Below are 18,741 nucleotides of genomic sequence, written 5' to 3'. Positions count from 1 at the left end.
TGTCGGGCCGGAGGGCCGACCGTGAGTACCGCCGTCGTCACCATAGCCGCCGGGCGGCACGAGCACATGGCCGCGCAGGAGCACGGATTACGTTCGGGCACATACCAACCGGACATCCGAGTGATCGTCGCCATGGGCGATCCCGACGTTCCCGGTGCCACCGTGGTCCTCCCGGTCGACGGTGCACTTCCCCTGGCGCGGGCTCGCAACGCCGGCGCCGAGCGTGCCCTGGATGCCGGCGCGGACGTGCTGATCTTCCTCGACGTGGACTGCGTTCCTGCATCGAACCTCGTGGCGTCGTACACCGAGCACGTCCGTGACGGGGTGGTCCTGTGCGGTCCGGTCACCTACCTTCCGCAGGGCGCCGATCTCGACCGGCTACCGGACCTGGTGAATCCTCATGCGGCCCGGCCGAATCCCCCGGCCGACGTCGTCGAGCCAGGTGCGAACTGGGACCTGTTCTGGTCACTGTCGTTCGCCGTCACCGCGACCACGTGGACCTGTCTCGGGGGCTTCTGCGAGGACTACGTGGGGTACGGCGGCGAGGACACCGACTTCGGCTGGACCGCCCGCGAGCGCGGCGCCCGTCTGCAGTGGCTCGGCGGTGCCCACGCGTTCCACCAGTGGCATCCGGTGTCGGCCCCGCCGGTCGAGCACCTCGACGACATCGTCGTCAACGCCCGGGTCTTCCACCGGCGATGGGGTCGGTGGCCGATGAGCGGATGGCTCGCCGCGTTCGCGGAGCGGGGTCTGATCGCGTGGGATCCGAACGGAGACACGCTCGAGCGCCGCCGGGGCAACCGATAGCGCCGATCTTTGGTCTACTCGCTGCATGCGCACCCTCATCCTCATGCGGCACGGCAAGTCCTCCTACCCGGACGGCGTCGACGATCACGAGCGCCCGCTCGACGAGCGCGGTCGACGCCAGGCGGCCGCCGCGGGCGACTGGATCCGCGAGCACGTCGGCGACGTCGGCGCGGTGATCTGCTCGACCGCCACCCGCACCCGCGAGACGCTGGATCGGACGGGCATCGAGGCGGGCACGCGGTTCGAGTCCGCGATCTACGGCGGGTCACCCGACGACATCCTCGGCGAAATCGCGGAGACCGATTCCGAGGTGCGGACGCTCCTGGTCGTGGGGCACGCGCCCGGGGTGCCGTTCACCGCACTGACCCTCGCCGACGACGAGTCCGACCCCGCCGCGGTCGCCTGGCTGCGCGCGGGGTTCCCGACGTCCGCGCTCGCCGTTCTCGAGGTCGGCGGCGACTGGGCCGACGTGTCGGTGACCCGTGCCACACTCCGGCATGCACTGCGAGTCGACTAGAAGGAAACCATCATGAGCGTGCAGATTCAGCTGGTGATCGTGCCGGTGTCCGACGTGGACCGCGCGAAGGACTTCTACACCGGGATCGGCTTCCACGCCGACCACGACGCCAGCCCGTTCGAGAACATGCGCTACGTCCAGCTCACGCCGCCGGGGTCGGCATGCTCGATCGCCATCGGCCACAACATCACCGAAGCCGAGCCCGGCTCCCTGAACTACATCCTCGCCGTGGTCGAGGACGTGGCCGAGGCCCGTCGGGCCCTGGTCGCCGCCGGGGTCGACGCCACCGAGGTCGCCGACGAGGGATGGGGCCTGTTCACCCACTTCGCCGACCCGGACGGCAACAAGTGGGCGTACCAGCAGCTGCAGAACTACACGCCCGCCGACCCGGGCTGAGCCGCCCGATTCGTCACGATCCCCTACGCTCCCGTGCCGTGGGGGGACGGATGATCGAGACAGCGAGAAGAACCGGATCGCGGACCGACCGGCGGGTGTGGCGAAGTATCGGTCGCACCCGCACGGCGTCGCCGGTGCCGTACGGGTGGGCGCCCGCCGTGGTGCTGCTGCTGGTCTCGCTGGTCGACCGGATGGAGTACAGCCTGGTCTCGGCCGTCCTGCCGCAACTGCAGGCCGAATGGGGCTTCGGCGACGCCGTGGCCGGCTCGATTCCGACGGCCGCCGCGATCACGACCGGACTGCTGGCGGTGCCGGCCGCCTACCTCGCCGATCGGTACGACCGAGGCCGCATCATCACCGTCGTGGTGCTCGTGTGGGCGCTGGCCACCGTCGGGTCGGCGCTCGCGCCGACGTTCGCCGTGTTCTATCTGGTGCGGATGGGCCTGGCCGCCGCGGAGGCGATCGACAATCCCGCCAGCGCGAGCCTGCTCGCCGACTTCCACCCGTCGGCGAGTCGCCCGACGGCGTTCGGTTGGTGGCGCACCGCCGCCTATCTCGGTGGTGCCGGCATCGTCCTCGGTGGGGTGCTCGCGGAGTGGCTGGGCTGGCGGGGCGCCTTCCTGGTGATGGCCCTGCCCGGCCTCGCCACGGCCGTCCTGGTCTCGCGGCTGCACGAGCCGGAGCGGGGGTGGACGGACCGTCTCACCGCGGGTGTCGTCGGCGGGGGCGCCACCGAACCGGCACGCGATCCGGGGACCCTGCGCACTCAGTGGCGGCGGCTGGTGTCCATCCGCACGCTGTGGGGCACGGGCGCGGCCCTGACCGTGATGAGCCTGGCGGTCGGTGGACTGACGTTCTGGGCGCCGAGCCTGCTGCAGCGACGCTACGGTCTGGGGGACGGCGCGGCCGCAGCCGCGGGTGGCGGCCTGACCTTGATCGGCGTCGTCGCCGGCACGCTGGTGGGCGCGGCACTGACGCGGCGGTCCCTGGCGCCCACCCCCGCACGGCGACACTTGGCGCCCACACCGGCGCAGTGGCGGGTGGTGGTGGGCGGAGTCGGCATCCTGGGCGGAACGGCCGCCATGACGGCCGCGCTGGCCGTCGAGGGTGTCCTCGCGTTCTGCGTGCTGCTCACGCTGTTCGCGTTTCTCGCGGCGTGGGCCCTGCCCACTCTGACGTCGTGCGTGGCCGATGTCCTACCCGCGCAGGACCGCGGCCTCGGGTACGGCGCCCTGCAGATCGGCGCGACGGTGGGCGGCGCGATCGGTCCCCTGCTGGTGGGGGCCGTCTCCGAGGCGGCGGATTCGCTGACCGTGGGCATGGTGCCGTTGCTGCCGCTGCTCGTGATGGGCGGCGTGCTGGCGCTGTGCGCGTATCCGTTCGTGGCCCCGGACGCGCAGCGGGTGCTCGATGCCGCCGGCGCGCCCTGACACCGACCCACACCTCCGGCGCGCCGACGTCAGGCGAGCAGACCCATCACGGCGTCGTCGGAAGCCCGGAGTGCTGCGCGATCGAAGGTGGAGGCCGAGGACAGGATCTCGTCCGCGTCGGTGCGCTCGACCAGGCTCTCGAGCTCGCGCCGAACCGTCTCGCGGCTGCCGAACACCGCACTCGCCAGCGTGCGCTCGGCCACCTCGAGTGCTCGCGGTCCGAGCTCCGGCATCTCGGTGACCGGCCGCAACGGGGGAAAATCGCCCGTGCGCCGCGACTCGGCCATCGCCACCGCCTCCGACAGCGCCAGGACGCGAGCGTCGGCGTCGGTGTCCGCCACCAGGATGTCCGCGGACACGGTGACCCGAGGCCGGGGCGTCGTCGCGGTCGGGACGAAGGTGCGTCGGTAGGTCCGGAGCCGATCGGGGTCGGCCAGGGCGGGACCGCCGACCACGACCGGGAGTCCGAGTCGCGCGGCGACCTCGAGCCCCGATCCCGTCGCGAGTACCGACACGGGAATCGGTCGATCGGCCGCGGGTTGGGCGGTGACGGGGCCGGTGCCGTCGAGAAAGGCCAGCAGTTCGGCCAGATCGTCCGCAAAGCCGTCGGCCGTGTCGGTCCGTAGCGCTCGGCGGATCGGCGGCGTGAAACCGAGCGAACGCCCGATCCCCAGATCCACTCGTCCCGGGAACAGCGCGTCGAGCATCAGCGCGTTCTCCGCGACCAGCAGCGGGGTGTGGTTGGGCAGCATGATCCCGGCGGTGCCGAGGCCGATGTCGTGCGTCGCCGCGCCGACGGCCGCGAGCAGAACCGCGGGGCTTCCCGACGCGATGCCCGGGACCGCGTGATGCTCCGCGACCCGGAACCGGTGATAGCCGGCGGCCTCGGCCCAGCGGGCGCGCTCGACGGTGTCCGCGACCGCGGCGGCGGGCGAACGGTCCACCCGCGCACGGGATCGGTCGAGGAGGGAAAGGAGCACGTCGGATGCAACCAGCTCACGCCGACGACTGTTCCGACCCGGCCGCCCCGGACCCGGTTGGGAACCGTCACGAAAATAACCGTCGCGGCAGCGGACATCGATTCTGCTGGCACACTCGAAACCGACTCCGAGGAGGTTTTCGCACGGTGAAACGACGGCAACTGCTGCAATGGGCGGCCGCCGGAGCAGTGGGGGCTGCCCTGGGCCCGGCTGTGATTCCGTCCAGCCGGACGGCGTCGAGACTGATGCCGTCGGCGTCGGCGATTCCCCTCGGGGTCCCCACCATCGCCTCCCGTGTCCCGGAACTCTGGGCCGACCCGCCCCGGCCGCCCGATCACTCCGCGGTGATCGTGATCGGCTCGGGGTTCGGCGCGTCGGTGGCCGCGCTCCGTTTCGCGCAGGCCGGGCAGCAGGTCACCGTCCTCGAGCGCGGCCTGCGCTGGCCGCGGGATCCGTGGCGGGAGATCTTCACCGCGGACATGACCGCGGACGGCCGCGGGCTCTGGCGACAGCCGTCGTTCACCAACGTCACCGGGATGCCCGTCGGCCCGGTCGACCGCTTCGGCGGCGTGCTGGACACCACGCGTTTCGACAACCTCACCGTCTGGCGCGGCGCCGCCGTGGGCGGTGGGTCGATCGTCTACACCGGAGTCACCATCGCCCCGGACAAGCGGTTCTTCGACCTCTCGTTCGGCGGCCGCGTCCCCTACGAGGAGATGGCGTCCACCTGGTACCCGGCGGCGCGACGCATGTTGCGTCCCTCCCCCATGCCCGACGACGTCTACGCCGCTCCCGCGTTCGCCCACTCCCGCACGTGGGACGACCACGCCCGCCGCGCCGGATTCGATCCCCAGCGCGTCGACGGCACCTGGAACTGGTCGATCGTCCGCGACGAGTTGACGGGCCGGTCGCGTCCGTCGGCGACGGTCGGGCAGAGCACGTTCGGCAACTCGAACGGCGCCAAGCAGGACCTCACACAGAACTACATTCCGCAGGCCGAGGCGACGGGACGGGCGCTGATCGCGCACAGCCACGAGGTGGCCGCGATCGGCACCGACACCGGCGGTCGCTACCGCGTGAAGGTGCGTCGGCTCGATCCGGAGGGGAACGTCCTGGAGTCCCGGACGCTCACCGCGGACCGGCTGGTGCTCGGTGCCGGCTCCCTCGGGACCACCGAACTGCTGCTGCGGGCCCGCGACACCGGTGCGCTGCCGGATCTCAACGAGTTCGTCGGTCGCGGGTGGGGCACCAACGGGGACGCGTTCATGACGCGCTCCCTGGGACCGATCGGTGGCGGCCCTCAGGGCGCCCCGTGCGCGTCGCGCATCGTCGACGAGGCGGGGCTGCCGCTCACGGTGGAGAACTGGTACGTGCCGGGTGCGCCGATGGAGTTGGGGTTCCTCGGCTCCCTCGGCATGACGATCGATCCGATGCGCGGCGAGTTCCGCTACGACCGCGCCGCCGACCGCATCGCCCTGTCCTGGCCGAAGGGCGGCAGTCCGGACACGGTGGCCTCGCTCCGCGCCGTCCAGAACCGGATGGCGCAGGCCGGCCGCACGCTGGTGTCCGCGGAGCCGCTCACGCGCGACGTCGACGACACCCTCACCGCGCACCCCCTCGGCGGCGCGGTGCTCGGCGACGTCACCGACGGCTACGGCCGGGTGAAGGGATACGACGGTCTCTACGTCGTCGACGGCGCCCTGGTCCCCGGCAGCACCGGCGCGGCGAACCCGTCGCTCACCATCACCGCGCTCGCCGAGCGCAACGTCGCGCGCATCCTCGCCGACGGGCGCTGACCAGCTCTGACCAGCTTTAACCAGCTCTGACTAGCTCTGACTAGCTCAGGCCGATCTCCGTCGTCCCCACCGGCACGGTCACCGTCGTGGCGGTGCGGGCGCCGGCGCCCGGGACCGACACCGCGTCGAGAACCCGGACCTCCGACCGCCACTCGGTCGGCGTGAGGGTCGCGCGCAGGTACCCGCGCCGTGCGTTGCCGAACGCGACGTGCGGGGATGCCGCGGCGATGGCCGCGCCGGTGTCGTCGACGTCGGCACCGTCCTTGCCCGACGCGATCGACGTCGTCGCGATTTCGACGCCCACCGCGGGGGCCGGGTCCCGGTAGTCGCGGCGAAGTTCGGAGACGATGGTGCGGTGGATGTCGCCGACGATCGACTGCACCTGGACGCCGCGGTCCCGCGCGGCGTCGAGGATGCGGTGGCGTGAGGCCTCGTAGCCGCTCCACGGATCCATGCCCACTACGCGCTCCCCGTTCTCGATCTGCGCGAGGTCCGAGATCACCGTCTGATGGGCGAGGAATTTCCACGTGGCCGCACTGCCGAAACCGTCCACGATCCACTTCTCCTGCGCCGCACCGGTGATGGTGCGGCCCGGATCGGCCGTGGCGGCGTCCTGCGGGTGCTCGCCGTCCCCGTTCGCCTGGTCGCTGCGGTACTGGCGCGTGTCGAGCACCGAGAAGTCGACCAGCGACCCGAACGAGAAGCGGCGATACGCCTGCAGATCCGGCCCGACGGGACGCTGCGTCATCCGGACCGGGGTGTTCTCCCACCACGCCTTGAACGCGTCGGCGCGGCGCATGAGGAACAGCCGCGGATCGGCTCCCTCGTCCTGGGAGATCTGCGACGCCCAGTTGTTGTCCACCTCGTGGTCGTCGAAGGTGGTGATCCACGGGGCGGCGGCGTGCGCGGCCGCGAGGTTCTCGTCCGCCTTGTAGAGCGCGTACCGATCACGATAGTCGTTCAGCTGCAGCGTCTCTCGCGACGCGGACTCCGGCCGCGGCAGCGACGCCCGCGCGCCCTTCCGCTCGATCGCGTACTCGTAGATGTAGTCGCCCAGGAAGAACACGACGTCCGGCGCCGACCGCGCGAGGTCGGCGTAGGCTCCGTAGAACCCGTCCTCCCACTTCTGGCACGACGCCCAGGCGAACGACAACGACGCCAGCGGCGCGCCCGCGGCGGGCGCCGTCCGGGTCCGCCCCACCGTGCTGGCATGCGGACCGACGAGAAAGCGGTAGAAGTAGTCCCGCGCCGGCGCCAACCCGCGAACGTCCACGTGGACGGACCAGCCGTCGGCTTCCGTCGCGAGCTCGAGTCCCTGCGCGACGACGCGGCCGAAGCGATCGTCGTCGGCGATCTCCCAGCGCACCGGGACGACTCCCGGCCGCATGCCGCCGAGCGGCGCGACCGGGTCCACGGCCAGGCGCGTCCACAGCACCACCGAGTCGGGTAGCGGGTCACCCGAGGCGACGCCCAACCGGAACGGGTAGTCCGCCGACGGCGCCGCCGGCGGCTGGGCCTGTGCGGCGGTCCCGGTCAACTCCGGCGTCAACGCGAGGGCGCCGACGAGAGCGCTCCAGGTGAGGAATCGACGACGGGTGGTGCCGGCGGCCAGCGATCGATCCGCACCGATGACGAGCTCGCGACGAGTCATGGGACTCGACCCTGCCTCGCCGAGGCGAACGGAAGTTGGCGGGCCGACGACGATCCGTCGACGACGGAGGTCGGCTCGCGTTCACGGAACGCTGATCTCGCGCATGGCCCCGGCCAGCGCGGTGCCGACCGGACTCGACTGCCGGATGGCGGCGACGTTGTCTCGCCGACGCTGATCGAGCGGCTGTCCGACCACGGCCCTGAGAAGGTCGAACGTGGCGAGGATGGAGATCAACGCCGCCATCCGCGCCGTGATCTCGCCGGCATCGACGGCCGCGGAGACCTGTCCGCTCAGCTCGGCGGCCCGGTTCCCGGCCGGAACCGCCAGGACCCGGCGCCGCACCGAGGACCGCGAGACGGTGACGTGGCCCGCCGCGTCGAGTTCCCGGACGACCACGGCGTCCGGGCGGCGCGACTCGTCGAACGTCAGATCGGCCGACGTCAGCAGGTTGCGGAGATAGTGCGGGCCGGACCCGGCGAGGCGCTCGAGAACGCTGTCGGTCGTCGTGTCTCCCACGGGCGTCGGGTCGACGAGCACGACCTTGGTGCCGTCGAACGTGACGGCCCCGCGAACGGCCGCTTCGGCGACCGCGGCCGCGAGCACGATCTTCGCCGTTCCCTCGGCGGTCCGCGGCTTCCCCGACTCGGGATCCAGCATCAGCAGCCCGACGGCGTGCGGCAGAGTCAACTCGGTCATGGGGTTCCTCCTGTGTCGTGGTGATCGGGGTGGCCTCGGGTACCGGTGTAGTCGTGGCGGGAGCGGCTTCGGACCGTGAATGCGCACCGACCGGCGACGAGGTCCGGGACCGCCGCGCGAACCCGGCTCGGGTCGACGGCGGCCACTGCCGACGGCAGCGCGAGCACGGTCTCCGGTGGCGTTCCCGTGGCCAGGGACCTCGACGTCGTGTCCGCGAGATGCGCGGGAGACTCGATCATCGACGACAGTTGGCCCGCGGCGAAGCACCGCGCTCGGTGGATCTCGTCGTCGTCCAGCGGTCTCTCCGACACGTCACGGTGCCAGCGTGCAATGTCGGACTGCATCGCGTCCAGGGACGACGCCGGCGCGCCGGACGCGACGACGAACGTCCGAGGAGCGCCGAGCAGGGTGTCGCGGCCGGCGTAGGCGTCGACCGTCGTCGCGGCATGCAGCCGCGCACCGTGGAATCCTCCGATCGCGGTCAGGGCAGCGTAGGCGGCCGGATCGGCGGTCGGCCTCGTGTCCGCACGTCGACAATGCCGCGACCACGGCTGCCGCCACGGATGCGTTGTCCTCCACTACGGCGATGCGCACCCCGGCTACTCCACGTACCCCCCCCCGGACACGACGAACCGCACCAGCGAACGGTACCGATGCTGCGGGTTGCGCGTCCGCGTCTGACACCGGGGCTCCGCGGGTACGCGACCGAGATGACCGATTCCGAGCGGACCCACGGCACCGACCCAGCGAGCATGAGCACCCGGGACGTCGAGAAGCGGTGGCGCGACCCGGCGGCGCTGCGCCGCGCGGCGCTCTACGTGGTCTCCTCCGTCGGCGTCGCCGCGATCGCCCTCGCGGTCTTCCTTGCGACGGGCGCCTCGAACGTCGTCGTCGCCGCGATCGTCCCCGGTGTCTGCCTCGTGGGCGCGATCGGTGCGCTGGTCATCGGTTACCGCTCCTACCGGCACGGCGGGACCTGGCCGATCTGGCAGGGCGCGGCGTGGTTCCTCTTCGCCCTGATGTTGGTGAGTCTGTCCCTCCCGACCCTGACGGTGCGGTAGCGGGTCGGAAGGGTCGGCCGGCTCAGGCCTGGACGACGGTGACGACGTTGCCGTCCGGGTCTCGCAGCATGAACATGAGCGGCACGTTCGGGTCGGTGTCGCCGTCGATCGGGTCGACCTCGACGCCGTCGATCGCCGACAGTCGCGCGTGCTCGGCGCGCACGTCCGCGGTCTCGACGCCGATCGCGGACCCGCCCGGGCTGTCGTACATCGGCGGGTTCAGCGCCAGCCGCGCCGTCGACCCCACCGGGGCGACCTCGAGCCAGCGGTACTCGCCGTCGGGCCCGAAGCGGGTGTCACCGCGCACCTCGAACCCGAGAACGCGGGTGTAGAAGTCGAGGGCCTTGTCCTGGTCGGCGACGGTGAACATGGCCACGCCGATGTTCGTGATGTTGCTCTTCTGCTCGGTCATGGTGGTACCGACCCGATCCTGCGCGAAAACTCATCGCGGCCGACTTCGTCCGACGCCCCGAACGCGGATCGGCCCCGCACTCGAGACGAGTGCGGGGCCGAGTCCTGTGTCGGTTCGCGTCGAACCTGCGCTACCGGACTACCGGAAGTCGCCCGAGAAGCCGTAGTCGTCGAGCGGTACGGCAGCACCGGTGTTCTGGCCGAAGCCGTCCGGGCTGTAGTACTGATCGTCGTACGACGGCACCGCGTAGGCCGCGGCCCGTGCCTCCTCAGTGGGCTGCACCGTGATGTTCCGGTACCGGTTGATGCCGGTGCCGGCCGGGATCAGCTTGCCGATGATCACGTTCTCCTTGAGACCGATCAGCTTGTCCGAGCGGCAGTTGATCGCCGCGTCGGTCAGCACGCGAGTGGTCTCCTGGAACGACGCCGCGGACAGCCACGAGTCGGTCGCCAGCGATGCCTTGGTGATACCCATCAGCACCGGACGTCCGGCCGCGGGCTCGCCACCCTCGGACACGACGCGACGGTTGCTCGCCTCGAACTCGCTGCGCTCGGTCAGCGATCCGGGCAGGAACTCCGTGGAGCCCGAATCGATGATGGTCACGCGGCGGAGCATCTGGCGCACGATCGTCTCGATGTGCTTGTCGTGGATGGACACACCCTGGCTGCGGTACACCTCCTGGACCTCGTTGACGAGGTGGATCTGCACCTGACGCGGGCCCATGACACGCAGGACCTCGTGCGGATCGGCAGCACCTTCCATGAGCTGCTGGCCGACCTCCACGTGGTCGCCGTCCGACAACAGGCGCTCGGTGCCGTCGTCGTGCTTGAACACACGCAGACGCTGACGCTTCGAGAGCTTGTCGTAGACGACCTCTTCACCGCCGTCGTCCGGAACGATGGTGATCTTGTAGAAGCGATCACCCTCCTCCAGCTGGATGCGACCCGAGACGTCCGCGATGGGCGCCTTGCCCTTGGGCACACGAGCCTCGAAGAGCTCCTGCACGCGGGGCAGACCACCGGTGATGTCGTCGCCGGCCACACCACCCTGGTGGAACGTACGCATGGTCAGCTGCGTGCCGGGCTCACCGATGGACTGGGCGGCGACGATGCCGACGGCCTCGCCGATGTCGACCAGCTTGCCGGTGGCCATCGAGCGGCCGTAGCAGGTGGCGCAGACGCCCGTGCCGGTGGTGCAGGTGAGCACGGAGCGCACCTTGACCGTGGTGATGCCGGCCGCGAGCAGTGCGTCGATGGCCGGGTCGCCCAGGTCGTGTCCACGCTCGACGACGACGTTGCCGTCGGCGTCGACCGCGTCCGCGGCCAGGGTGCGGGCGTACGTCGAGGTCTCGACGTGCGCGTCCCGGATCATCGTGCCGTCGGCCAGCTTCTCCGCGATGGTCGTGGTGATGCCGCGCTCGGTCCCGCAGTCCACCTCGCGCACGATGACGTCCTGCGACACGTCCACCAGACGGCGGGTCAGGTAGCCCGAGTCGGCGGTACGCAGCGCGGTGTCGGCCAGACCCTTACGGGCACCGTGCGTGTTGATGAAGTACTCGAGGACCGTCAGGCCCTCCTTGAAGGAGGACTTGATCGGACGCGGGATGAACTCGCCCTTCGGGTTGGTCACCAGACCCTTCATGCCGGCGAGCGACCGCACCTGAGTCATGTTTCCGGCGGCGCCGGACTTCACGATCATCGGGATGGGGTTGTCGTCGGGGAAGTGGGCCTCCATGGCCTTACCGACCTGCTCGGTCGCTTCCTGCCAGATCTTGACCAGAGCCGAGTTGCGCTCGGTGTGGTCGAGCGCGCCGCGCTGGTACTTGCGCTCGATCTGATCGGCCTGCGCCTCGAACGACTCCATGATCTCCGCCTTCTCCGGCGGCATGAGCACGTCGGAGATGGAGATGGTGACGCCCGACCGCGTGGCCCAGTAGAAGCCCGCGTCCTTGAGCTTGTCCACGGTCTGCGCGACCACGATCATCGGGTACCGCTCGGCGAGATCGTTGATGATCGTCGCCTGACGCTTCTTCGGCATCTGCTCGTTGACGAACGGGTAGTTCGCCGGCAGCAGCTCGTTGAAGAGCACGCGGCCCAGCGTGGTCTCGGCGGTCCAGGCGTCGCCCGGCGCCCAGCCCTCGGGGAACAGCTCGGCCTCGAGCTCCCGCGAGGGGCGCTGATTGGTCAGCCGCACCTTGATGGGCGACTGCACCGTGAGCACACCGCGGTCGACGGCCATCTGTGCCTCGGCCGGGCTCGCGTAGATGCCCTGCTCGGGGCCCTCACCGGTGGCCGGCGACAGCTGACCCTTGGCGGTCTCGTCGAGACGGGTCAGGTGGAACAGACCCGTCACCATGTCCAGACGCGGCATGGCGAGCGGACGACCCGACGCCGGCGAGAGGATGTTGTTCGACGACAGCATCAGCACGCGGGCCTCGGCCTGCGCCTCCGCCGACAGCGGCAGGTGCACGGCCATCTGGTCACCGTCGAAGTCGGCGTTGAACGCCTCGCAGACGAGCGGGTGCAGCTGGATGGCCTTGCCCTCGACGAGCTGCGGCTCGAACGCCTGGATACCGAGGCGGTGCAACGTGGGGGCGCGGTTCAGCAGCACGGGGTGCTCGCCGATGACCTCTTCGAGGACGTCCCACACCTGGGCACGCTGACGCTCGACCATGCGCTTGGCCGACTTGATGTTCTGCGCGTGGTTCAGATCGACCAGACGCTTCATCACGAACGGCTTGAACAGCTCGAGTGCCATGAGCTTCGGCAGACCGCACTGGTGCAGCTTGAGCTGCGGGCCGACGACGATGACCGAACGGCCCGAGTAGTCGACGCGCTTGCCCAGCAGGTTCTGACGGAAGCGGCCCTGCTTACCCTTGAGCAGATCGGACAGCGACTTCAGCGGGCGGTTGCCCGGTCCGGTGACCGGGCGGCCGCGACGACCGTTGTCGAACAGGGCGTCGACGGACTCCTGCAGCATCCGCTTCTCGTTGTTGACGATGATCTCGGGCGCACCGAGGTCTATCAGTCGCTTGAGGCGATTGTTGCGGTTGATGACGCGGCGGTACAGGTCGTTGAGGTCCGAGGTGGCGAAGCGGCCACCGTCGAGCTGGACCATCGGACGCAGCTCCGGCGGGATCACCGGCACGGCGTCGAGGACCATCCCCATCGGCGAGTTGCCGGTGGACTGGAACGCGGCCACGACCTTGAGACGCTTGAGGGCGCGGAGCTTCTTCTGCCCCTTGCCGCTGCGGATGGTCTCGCGCAGCGACTCGGCCTCGGCCTCGATGTCGAAGGTCTCCATGAGCTTCTGAATGGACTCCGCGCCCATCGCGCCCGTGAAGTACTCGCCGTAGCGGTCGACCAGCTCGCGGTAGATCAGCTCGTCGACGATGAGCTGCTTCGGCGCCAGCTTGGTGAAGGTGGACCAGATCTCCTCGAGACGATCCAGCTCACGCTGCGCGCGGTCACGGAGCTGACGCATCTCGCGCTCGCCGCCGTCCTTGACCTTGCGGCGCACGTCGGACTTGGCACCCTCGGCCTCGAGCTCGGCGATGTCCGCCTCGAGCTTCTGCGCGCGGGCCTCGAGATCGGCGTCGCGCTGATCGGCGACGGCCTTCTTCTCGACCTCCATCTCGGCCTCGAGGGTCGAGAGCTCGTTGTGGCGGAGCTCGTCGTCCACCGAGGTGATGACGTAGGCGGCGAAGTAGATGATCTTCTCGAGATCCTTCGGCGCCAGGTCGAGCAGGTAGCCCAGCCGCGACGGCACACCCTTGAAGTACCAGATGTGCGTGACCGGGGCGGCCAGCTCGATGTGGCCCATGCGCTCACGACGCACCTTGGCGCGCGTGACCTCGACGCCACAGCGCTCGCAGATGATGCCCTTGAAGCGCACGCGCTTGTACTTGCCGCAGTAGCACTCCCAGTCGCGAGTCGGTCCGAAGATCTTCTCGCAGAACAGGCCGTCCTTCTCCGGCTTGAGCGTGCGGTAGTTGATGGTCTCCGGCTTCTTGACCTCGCCGTAGGACCAGTTGCGGATGTCGTCCGCGGTCGCGAGACCGATGCGGAGTTCATCGAAGAAGTTGACGTCCAGCACGTCGTACTTCCTTTCCCCCGGTGACGGGGTTAGTTATCTGCTGCTACATCGGTGAGGGCGGGCCGGCGCGGGAAACCCCGCGCCGGCCGGCACCTCACTGAGCGAGATCGTCGACGGTGGCGGACTCGTTGCGGGAGAGGTTGATTCCCAGGTTGGCCGCGGCACGCTCGAGATCCTCGTCGTCGCCGTCCGCCATCGTGATGGCCGCGCCGTCCGAGGACAGCACCTCCACGTTGAGGCAGAGCGACTGGAGCTCCTTGAGGAGCACCTTGAAGGACTCGGGGATACCGGGCTCGGGGATGTTCTCGCCCTTGACGATCGCCTCGTAGACCTTGACGCGACCGACCACGTCGTCCGACTTGATGGTCAGGAGCTCCTGCAGCGTGTACGCCGCACCGTAGGCCTGCATGGCCCAGCACTCCATCTCACCGAAGCGCTGTCCACCGAACTGAGCCTTACCGCCGAGGGGCTGCTGCGTGATCATCGAGTACGGCCCGGTCGAGCGAGCGTGGATCTTGTCGTCGACCAGGTGGTGCAACTTGATGATGTACATGTAGCCCACGGACACCGGGTACGGGAACGGCTCGCCGGAGCGACCGTCGAACAGGGTGGCCTTGCCGTCGGCGCCGACCATCTGATCGCCGTCGCGGTTGGGGATCGTGCTCGACAGCAGACCCGTCAGCTCGTCCTCCTTGGCGCCGTCGAACACCGGGGTGGCGATGTTGGTGTCGGCGTCCGCCGCCAACATCTCCTCCGGCAGCGTCTCGGCCCAGTCGGGTCGAGTGCCGTCCGTCGCCACCTGAACGTTCCATCCGGTCTTGCCGATCCAGCCCAGGTGGGTCTCGAGGATCTGACCGATGTTCATACGACGCGGGACGCCGTGCGTGTTCAGGATGATGTCGATCGGCGTGCCGTCGGACAGGAACGGCATGTCCTCCTGCGGGAGGATCTTGCCGATGACGCCCTTGTTGCCGTGGCGGCCGGCGAGCTTGTCGCCGTCCTGGATCTTGCGCTTCTGCGCGACGTAGACGCGCACCAGCTCGTTCACGCCCGGAGGCAGATCGTCGTCGTCCTCGCGCGAGAACACGCGGATGCCGATGACCTTGCCGTTCTCGCCGTGCGGCACCTTCAGCGACGTGTCGCGCACCTCGCGCGCCTTCTCGCCGAAGATCGCGCGCAGCAGGCGCTCCTCGGGGGTGAGCTCGGTCTCGCCCTTCGGCGTGACCTTGCCGACCAGCACGTCACCGTCACGGACCTCCGCACCGATGCGGATGATGCCGCGCTCGTCGAGGTCCGCGAGAACCTCGTCCGAGACGTTGGGGATGTCGCGCGTGATCTCCTCGGCACCGAGCTTGGTGTCGCGGGCGTCGATCTCGTGCTCCTCGATGTGGATCGAGGTGAGGACGTCCTCCTCCACGAGGCGCTGCGACAGGATGATCGCGTCCTCGTAGTTGTGGCCCTCCCACGGCATGACGGCGACGAGCAGGTTCTTGCCCAGCGCCATCTCGCCGTTCTCGGTGCACGGACCGTCGGCCAGCACCTGGCCGGCCTCGACACGCTGACCCTCGTCCACGATCGGACGCTGGTTGGCGCACGTGCCCTGGTTCGAGCGGGCGAACTTGCGCATCCGGTAGGTCGAGCGCGAGCCGTCGTCCGCCATCACGGTGACGTAGTCGGCCGAGACCTCCTCCACCACACCGGTCTTGTCGGTGACGATGACGTCGCCGGCGTCGACGGCGGCACGGAGCTCCATGCCGGTACCGACGATCGGGGACTCGCTGCGCACCAGCGGCACGGCCTGACGCTGCATGTTCGCACCCATGAGGGCACGGTTGGCGTCGTCGTGCTCGAGGAACGGAATCATCGCCGTCGCGACCGAGACCATCTGCCGCGGCGAGACGTCCATGTAGTCGACGTCGTCGGACGAGACGAACTCGACCTCGCCGCCCTTACGACGGACGAGAATGCGGTCGTCGACGAAGCGACCCGACGTGTCGATCGACGAGTTGGCCTGCGCCACGACGTGGCGGTCCTCCTCGTCCGCGGTCAGGTAGTCGACCTCGTCGGTGACCCGACCGTCGACGACCTTGCGGTACGGCGTCTCGATGAAGCCGAACGGGTTGACCCGCGCGTACACCGAGAGCGAACCGATCAGACCGATGTTCGGACCCTCGGGGGTCTCGATCGGGCACATGCGGCCGTAGTGCGACGGGTGCACGTCGCGCACCTCGAGGCCGGCGCGCTCACGGGACAGTCCGCCGGGGCCCAGCGCCGACAGGCGACGCTTGTGGGTCAGACCCGACAGCGGGTTGTTCTGGTCCATGAACTGCGACAGCTGGGACGTTCCGAAGAACTCCTTGATCGCGGCGACGACCGGGCGGATGTTGATCAGGGTCTGCGGCGTGATCGCCTCGACGTCCTGGGTGGTCATCCGCTCACGGACCACGCGCTCCATGCGGGAGAGGCCCACGCGGATCTGATTCTGGATCAGCTCACCGACCGTGCGCAGACGGCGGTTGCCGAAGTGGTCGATGTCGTCGACCTCGACCGGCACCTCGACGCCGCCCGGAGCCGTCATCGACTTCTCTCCTGCGTGCAGACGCACGAGGTACTCGATGGTGGCGACGATGTCCTCTTCGGTCAGCGTCGACGCCTCGATGGGCAGGCCCGAGTTCAGGCCCAGCTTCTTGTTGATCTTGTAGCGGCCCACGCGAGCGAGGTCGTAGCGCTTCTCCTTGAAGAACAGGTTCTCCAGCAGGGTCTGCGCGCTCTCCTTGGTGGGGGGCTCGCCCGGACGCAGCTTGCGGTAGATGTCGAGCAGCGCCTCGTCGGTGCCGGCCGTGTTGTCCTTCTCCAGCGTGGCCATGAGGATCTCCGAGAAACCGAAGCGCTCGGTGATCTGCTCGGTGGTCCAGCCCAGAGCCTTCAGCAGCACGGTGACCGGCTGGCGACGCTTGCGGTCGATGCGCACGCCGACGGTGTCACGCTTGTCGACGTCGAACTCCAGCCACGCACCGCGGCCCGGAATGACCTTGACGCTGTGCAGGTCCTTCTCGGTGGTCTTGTCGACCGTGTGGTCGAAGTACACGCCGGGGGACCGGACGAGCTGCGAGACGACGACGCGCTCGGTGCCGTTGATGATGAACGTGCCCTTGTCGGTCATCATCGGGAAGTCACCCATGAAGACCGTCTGGCTCTTGATCTCACCGGTGTTGTTGTTGATGAACTCCGCGGTGACGAACAGCGGCGCCGCGTAGGTCATGTCCTTGTCCTTGCACTCCTCGATGGAGGCCTTGACCTCGTCGAAGCGCGGATCGGAGAAGGAGAGGGACATCGAGCCGGAGAAGTCCTCGATGGGCGAGAGCTCCGTCAGGATGTCCTCGAGGCCGCCGCTGACCGAACTGTCACCGCGTGCCTCGGCACGGGCACGCCACTCGGGGGTTCCGACGAGCCATTCGAACGAATCGGTCTGAAGATCGAGCAACCCCGGAACTTCGAGGGGTTCACGAATCTTCGCGAACGACACCCTCTTCGGGGCTCCGGGGGTTCCGGCGTTTTCCTTGGACTGGGTGGAAACTGCCAAGATGCGTCCTTCCAGCACCTCACGCGGGCCGCTTGCTGCACTGCGCGACCGTCGCTGTATCTGCTTTTCGAGTGGGAACTCCGCTGGTCACGACCCGTACGAAGCCCTCGCTCGGCAGCGACGGACACACGTGTCCATCGAGGCGGAGTCTGGAGAATGACAGGAGGCACCCAGCGCAACGTCCAAAAGTACCCCAGAAACGCGGACATGGCAACACGCGTGGGTCACGGACGTCGACGAGCACCGGCGGGAGATGCCGACATCGAGATGCAGGTCCGCCGAGACCCGCTGTCGGCGCCCGGTGCCTCCATTTGCTCCGGCGCCGCCCAGAAACCTCGGCGATCGGACTGCGTCCGCCGCATCCGCCGATGTGTACCCCGGCGGCGACCCGGTCGAAACCGGGCCGACGGACGAATCCGGTAATCAGAGTGGACTCCCGGACGCCCCGCGTCAAGAGCGCGCGCGGCGTTTCGTACCGGGGTTCGTGTCCGCTAGCGGTTGTCGATGGTGGCGATCAGCCACTTGCCGTCGACCCGCTCCATCGTGAACGCCACCGGAGTCTGGACCGTCCCCTGGTCCACGCCGTCCTGGCGAGCCGCGATGTCCATGCTGGCCACCAACTCGGCGCGGTCGCCGTCGAGCAACGAGACCCCGATGTCCGTCACCGTCGCCGTCGTGACCGTCTGGGTCTGCAGCACACCCTGCTTGGTCTGCTCCGCCGTCGAGTCGTACTCCCCTCGACGCTCGTCGTTCAGGACGGCGCGCGCCGCCTCCTGGTCCTGGTCGATGGTGTCGAAGCCGTAGCTGAACACCGTCTGCAGCGCGTCCCGCCCGGCCGACGTCACCTCGCGGGTGGCGCCGGTGTCGACCCAGGCGCTGTTGGTCACCTCCGGTGCACCCGGACGCACGAGCCCGAGAACGGCGATCACCGCGAACACCACGGCCAGCGCCCCGAGGATCGGAACGAGCGGCGAGAGCGGACGACGCACGCGGGGCTCGGCGGGGTCGGCGCCGACCTCGGTGGACGTGCCGGCCTCGGTGGAGGTGCCGGACTCGGTGGAGGTGCCGGACTCGGTGGAGGTGCCGGACTCGGTGGGCTGAGTGGGCTCGGCCGTGGGCTTCGAGAGATCGACCGCCCCGGAGGCGTCGGTGTCGGTAGCGGTGCCGGTGTCGTCGGTGCTCTCGGTGGTGTCCGGGTTCACCGGGCCGGCGGGTCGACCGGCAACCTTCTTGCGACGGACGGCTCCGGCCGGGGGACGCGTGGCGCCCACGGGGGGACGACGACGTGCGGGGGGCATGGACTCTCCTAGCGCGAGA

At 69.5% G+C, this 18,741-nt stretch carries 14 protein-coding genes; 6 read left to right on the top strand and 8 right to left on the bottom strand.

Annotation, left to right across the window (positions count from 1 at the left end; genetic code table 11):
* The first annotated feature begins 21 nt into the window (after positions 1–21).
* The 4 genes from A3Q40_RS01755 to A3Q40_RS01740 all read left to right on the top strand — a co-directional run bounded on the left by A3Q40_RS01755 (position 22) and on the right by A3Q40_RS01740 (position 3,150).
* Complete coding sequence (locus A3Q40_RS01755) at positions 22–807, top strand: glycosyltransferase family 2 protein (protein ID WP_068099529.1); 786 nt, start codon at positions 22–24, stop codon at positions 805–807.
* 25 nt (positions 808–832) lie between these two features.
* The gene (locus A3Q40_RS01750; protein WP_068099528.1) at positions 833–1,324 is read left to right on the top strand and encodes a SixA phosphatase family protein; all 492 of its coding nucleotides are present in this window, start codon (positions 833–835) and stop codon (positions 1,322–1,324) included.
* Between the two features lie 12 nt (positions 1,325–1,336).
* Positions 1,337–1,720 (top strand): VOC family protein, encoded by a 384-nt coding sequence (locus A3Q40_RS01745; RefSeq protein ID WP_068099527.1) that lies wholly within the window; start codon positions 1,337–1,339, stop codon positions 1,718–1,720.
* Between the two features lie 95 nt (positions 1,721–1,815).
* Positions 1,816–3,150, top strand: a complete 1,335-nt coding sequence (locus A3Q40_RS01740; RefSeq protein ID WP_068099526.1) for an MFS transporter — start codon at positions 1,816–1,818, stop codon at positions 3,148–3,150.
* A gap of 29 nt (positions 3,151–3,179) precedes the next feature.
* Here the strand turns inward: A3Q40_RS01740 and A3Q40_RS01735 are convergent, their stop codons facing one another.
* Complete coding sequence (locus A3Q40_RS01735; RefSeq protein WP_082833700.1) at positions 3,180–4,130, bottom strand: MsnO8 family LLM class oxidoreductase; 951 nt, start codon at positions 4,128–4,130, stop codon at positions 3,180–3,182.
* A 146-nt stretch (positions 4,131–4,276) separates the two neighbouring features.
* Here A3Q40_RS01735 and A3Q40_RS01730 point away from each other — a divergent pair, with 146 nt between their 5' ends.
* Positions 4,277–5,926, top strand: coding sequence for a GMC oxidoreductase (locus A3Q40_RS01730; RefSeq protein ID WP_068099524.1), 1,650 nt, complete (start codon positions 4,277–4,279; stop codon positions 5,924–5,926).
* 40 nt (positions 5,927–5,966) lie between these two features.
* Here A3Q40_RS01730 and A3Q40_RS01725 read toward each other — a convergent pair whose 3' ends face one another.
* The 3 genes from A3Q40_RS01725 to A3Q40_RS01715 form a co-directional block, all read right to left on the bottom strand.
* A complete protein-coding gene (locus A3Q40_RS01725; RefSeq protein ID WP_068099523.1) occupies positions 5,967–7,577 on the bottom strand; it encodes an alkaline phosphatase D family protein in 1,611 nt (536 codons plus the stop codon).
* Between the two features lie 81 nt (positions 7,578–7,658).
* Positions 7,659–8,273: a GPP34 family phosphoprotein gene (locus A3Q40_RS01720; RefSeq protein WP_068099522.1), complete on the bottom strand. Its 615-nt coding sequence runs from the start codon at positions 8,271–8,273 to the stop codon at positions 7,659–7,661.
* Entirely contained in the window at positions 8,270–8,617 is a 348-nt protein-coding gene (locus A3Q40_RS01715; protein ID WP_068099521.1) for a hypothetical protein, read from the bottom strand. Before A3Q40_RS01715 ends, A3Q40_RS01720 begins: the two co-directional genes overlap by 4 nt.
* A 366-nt stretch (positions 8,618–8,983) precedes the next feature.
* On the opposite strand from A3Q40_RS01715, the gene A3Q40_RS01710 reads away from it, so the two are divergent.
* Positions 8,984–9,334 (top strand): hypothetical protein, encoded by a 351-nt coding sequence (locus tag A3Q40_RS01710; protein WP_235606394.1) that lies wholly within the window; start codon positions 8,984–8,986, stop codon positions 9,332–9,334.
* 22 nt (positions 9,335–9,356) lie between these two features.
* Here A3Q40_RS01710 and A3Q40_RS01705 read toward each other — a convergent pair whose 3' ends face one another.
* From A3Q40_RS01705 to A3Q40_RS01690, 4 genes are all read right to left on the bottom strand, one after another.
* Positions 9,357–9,746: a VOC family protein gene (locus tag A3Q40_RS01705; protein ID WP_068099520.1), complete on the bottom strand. Its 390-nt coding sequence runs from the start codon at positions 9,744–9,746 to the stop codon at positions 9,357–9,359.
* Positions 9,747–9,884: 138 nt separating this feature from the next.
* On the bottom strand, positions 9,885–13,841 hold the full coding sequence (locus A3Q40_RS01700) for a DNA-directed RNA polymerase subunit beta' (RefSeq protein ID WP_068099519.1): 3,957 nt from the start codon (positions 13,839–13,841) through the stop codon (positions 9,885–9,887).
* 94 nt (positions 13,842–13,935) lie between these two features.
* Complete coding sequence (gene rpoB / locus A3Q40_RS01695; RefSeq protein ID WP_068099518.1) at positions 13,936–17,442, bottom strand: DNA-directed RNA polymerase subunit beta; 3,507 nt, start codon at positions 17,440–17,442, stop codon at positions 13,936–13,938.
* A gap of 473 nt (positions 17,443–17,915) precedes the next feature.
* Positions 17,916–18,722 (bottom strand): hypothetical protein, encoded by an 807-nt coding sequence (locus tag A3Q40_RS01690; RefSeq protein ID WP_157889462.1) that lies wholly within the window; start codon positions 18,720–18,722, stop codon positions 17,916–17,918.
* Positions 18,723–18,741: the final 19 nt, after the last annotated feature.

This window comes from Rhodococcus sp. PBTS 1, from assembly GCF_001620025.1.
Lineage (GTDB): Bacteria > Actinomycetota > Actinomycetes > Mycobacteriales > Mycobacteriaceae > Rhodococcoides > Rhodococcoides kroppenstedtii.
This window is presented reverse-complemented; position numbering and strand designations above follow the sequence as displayed.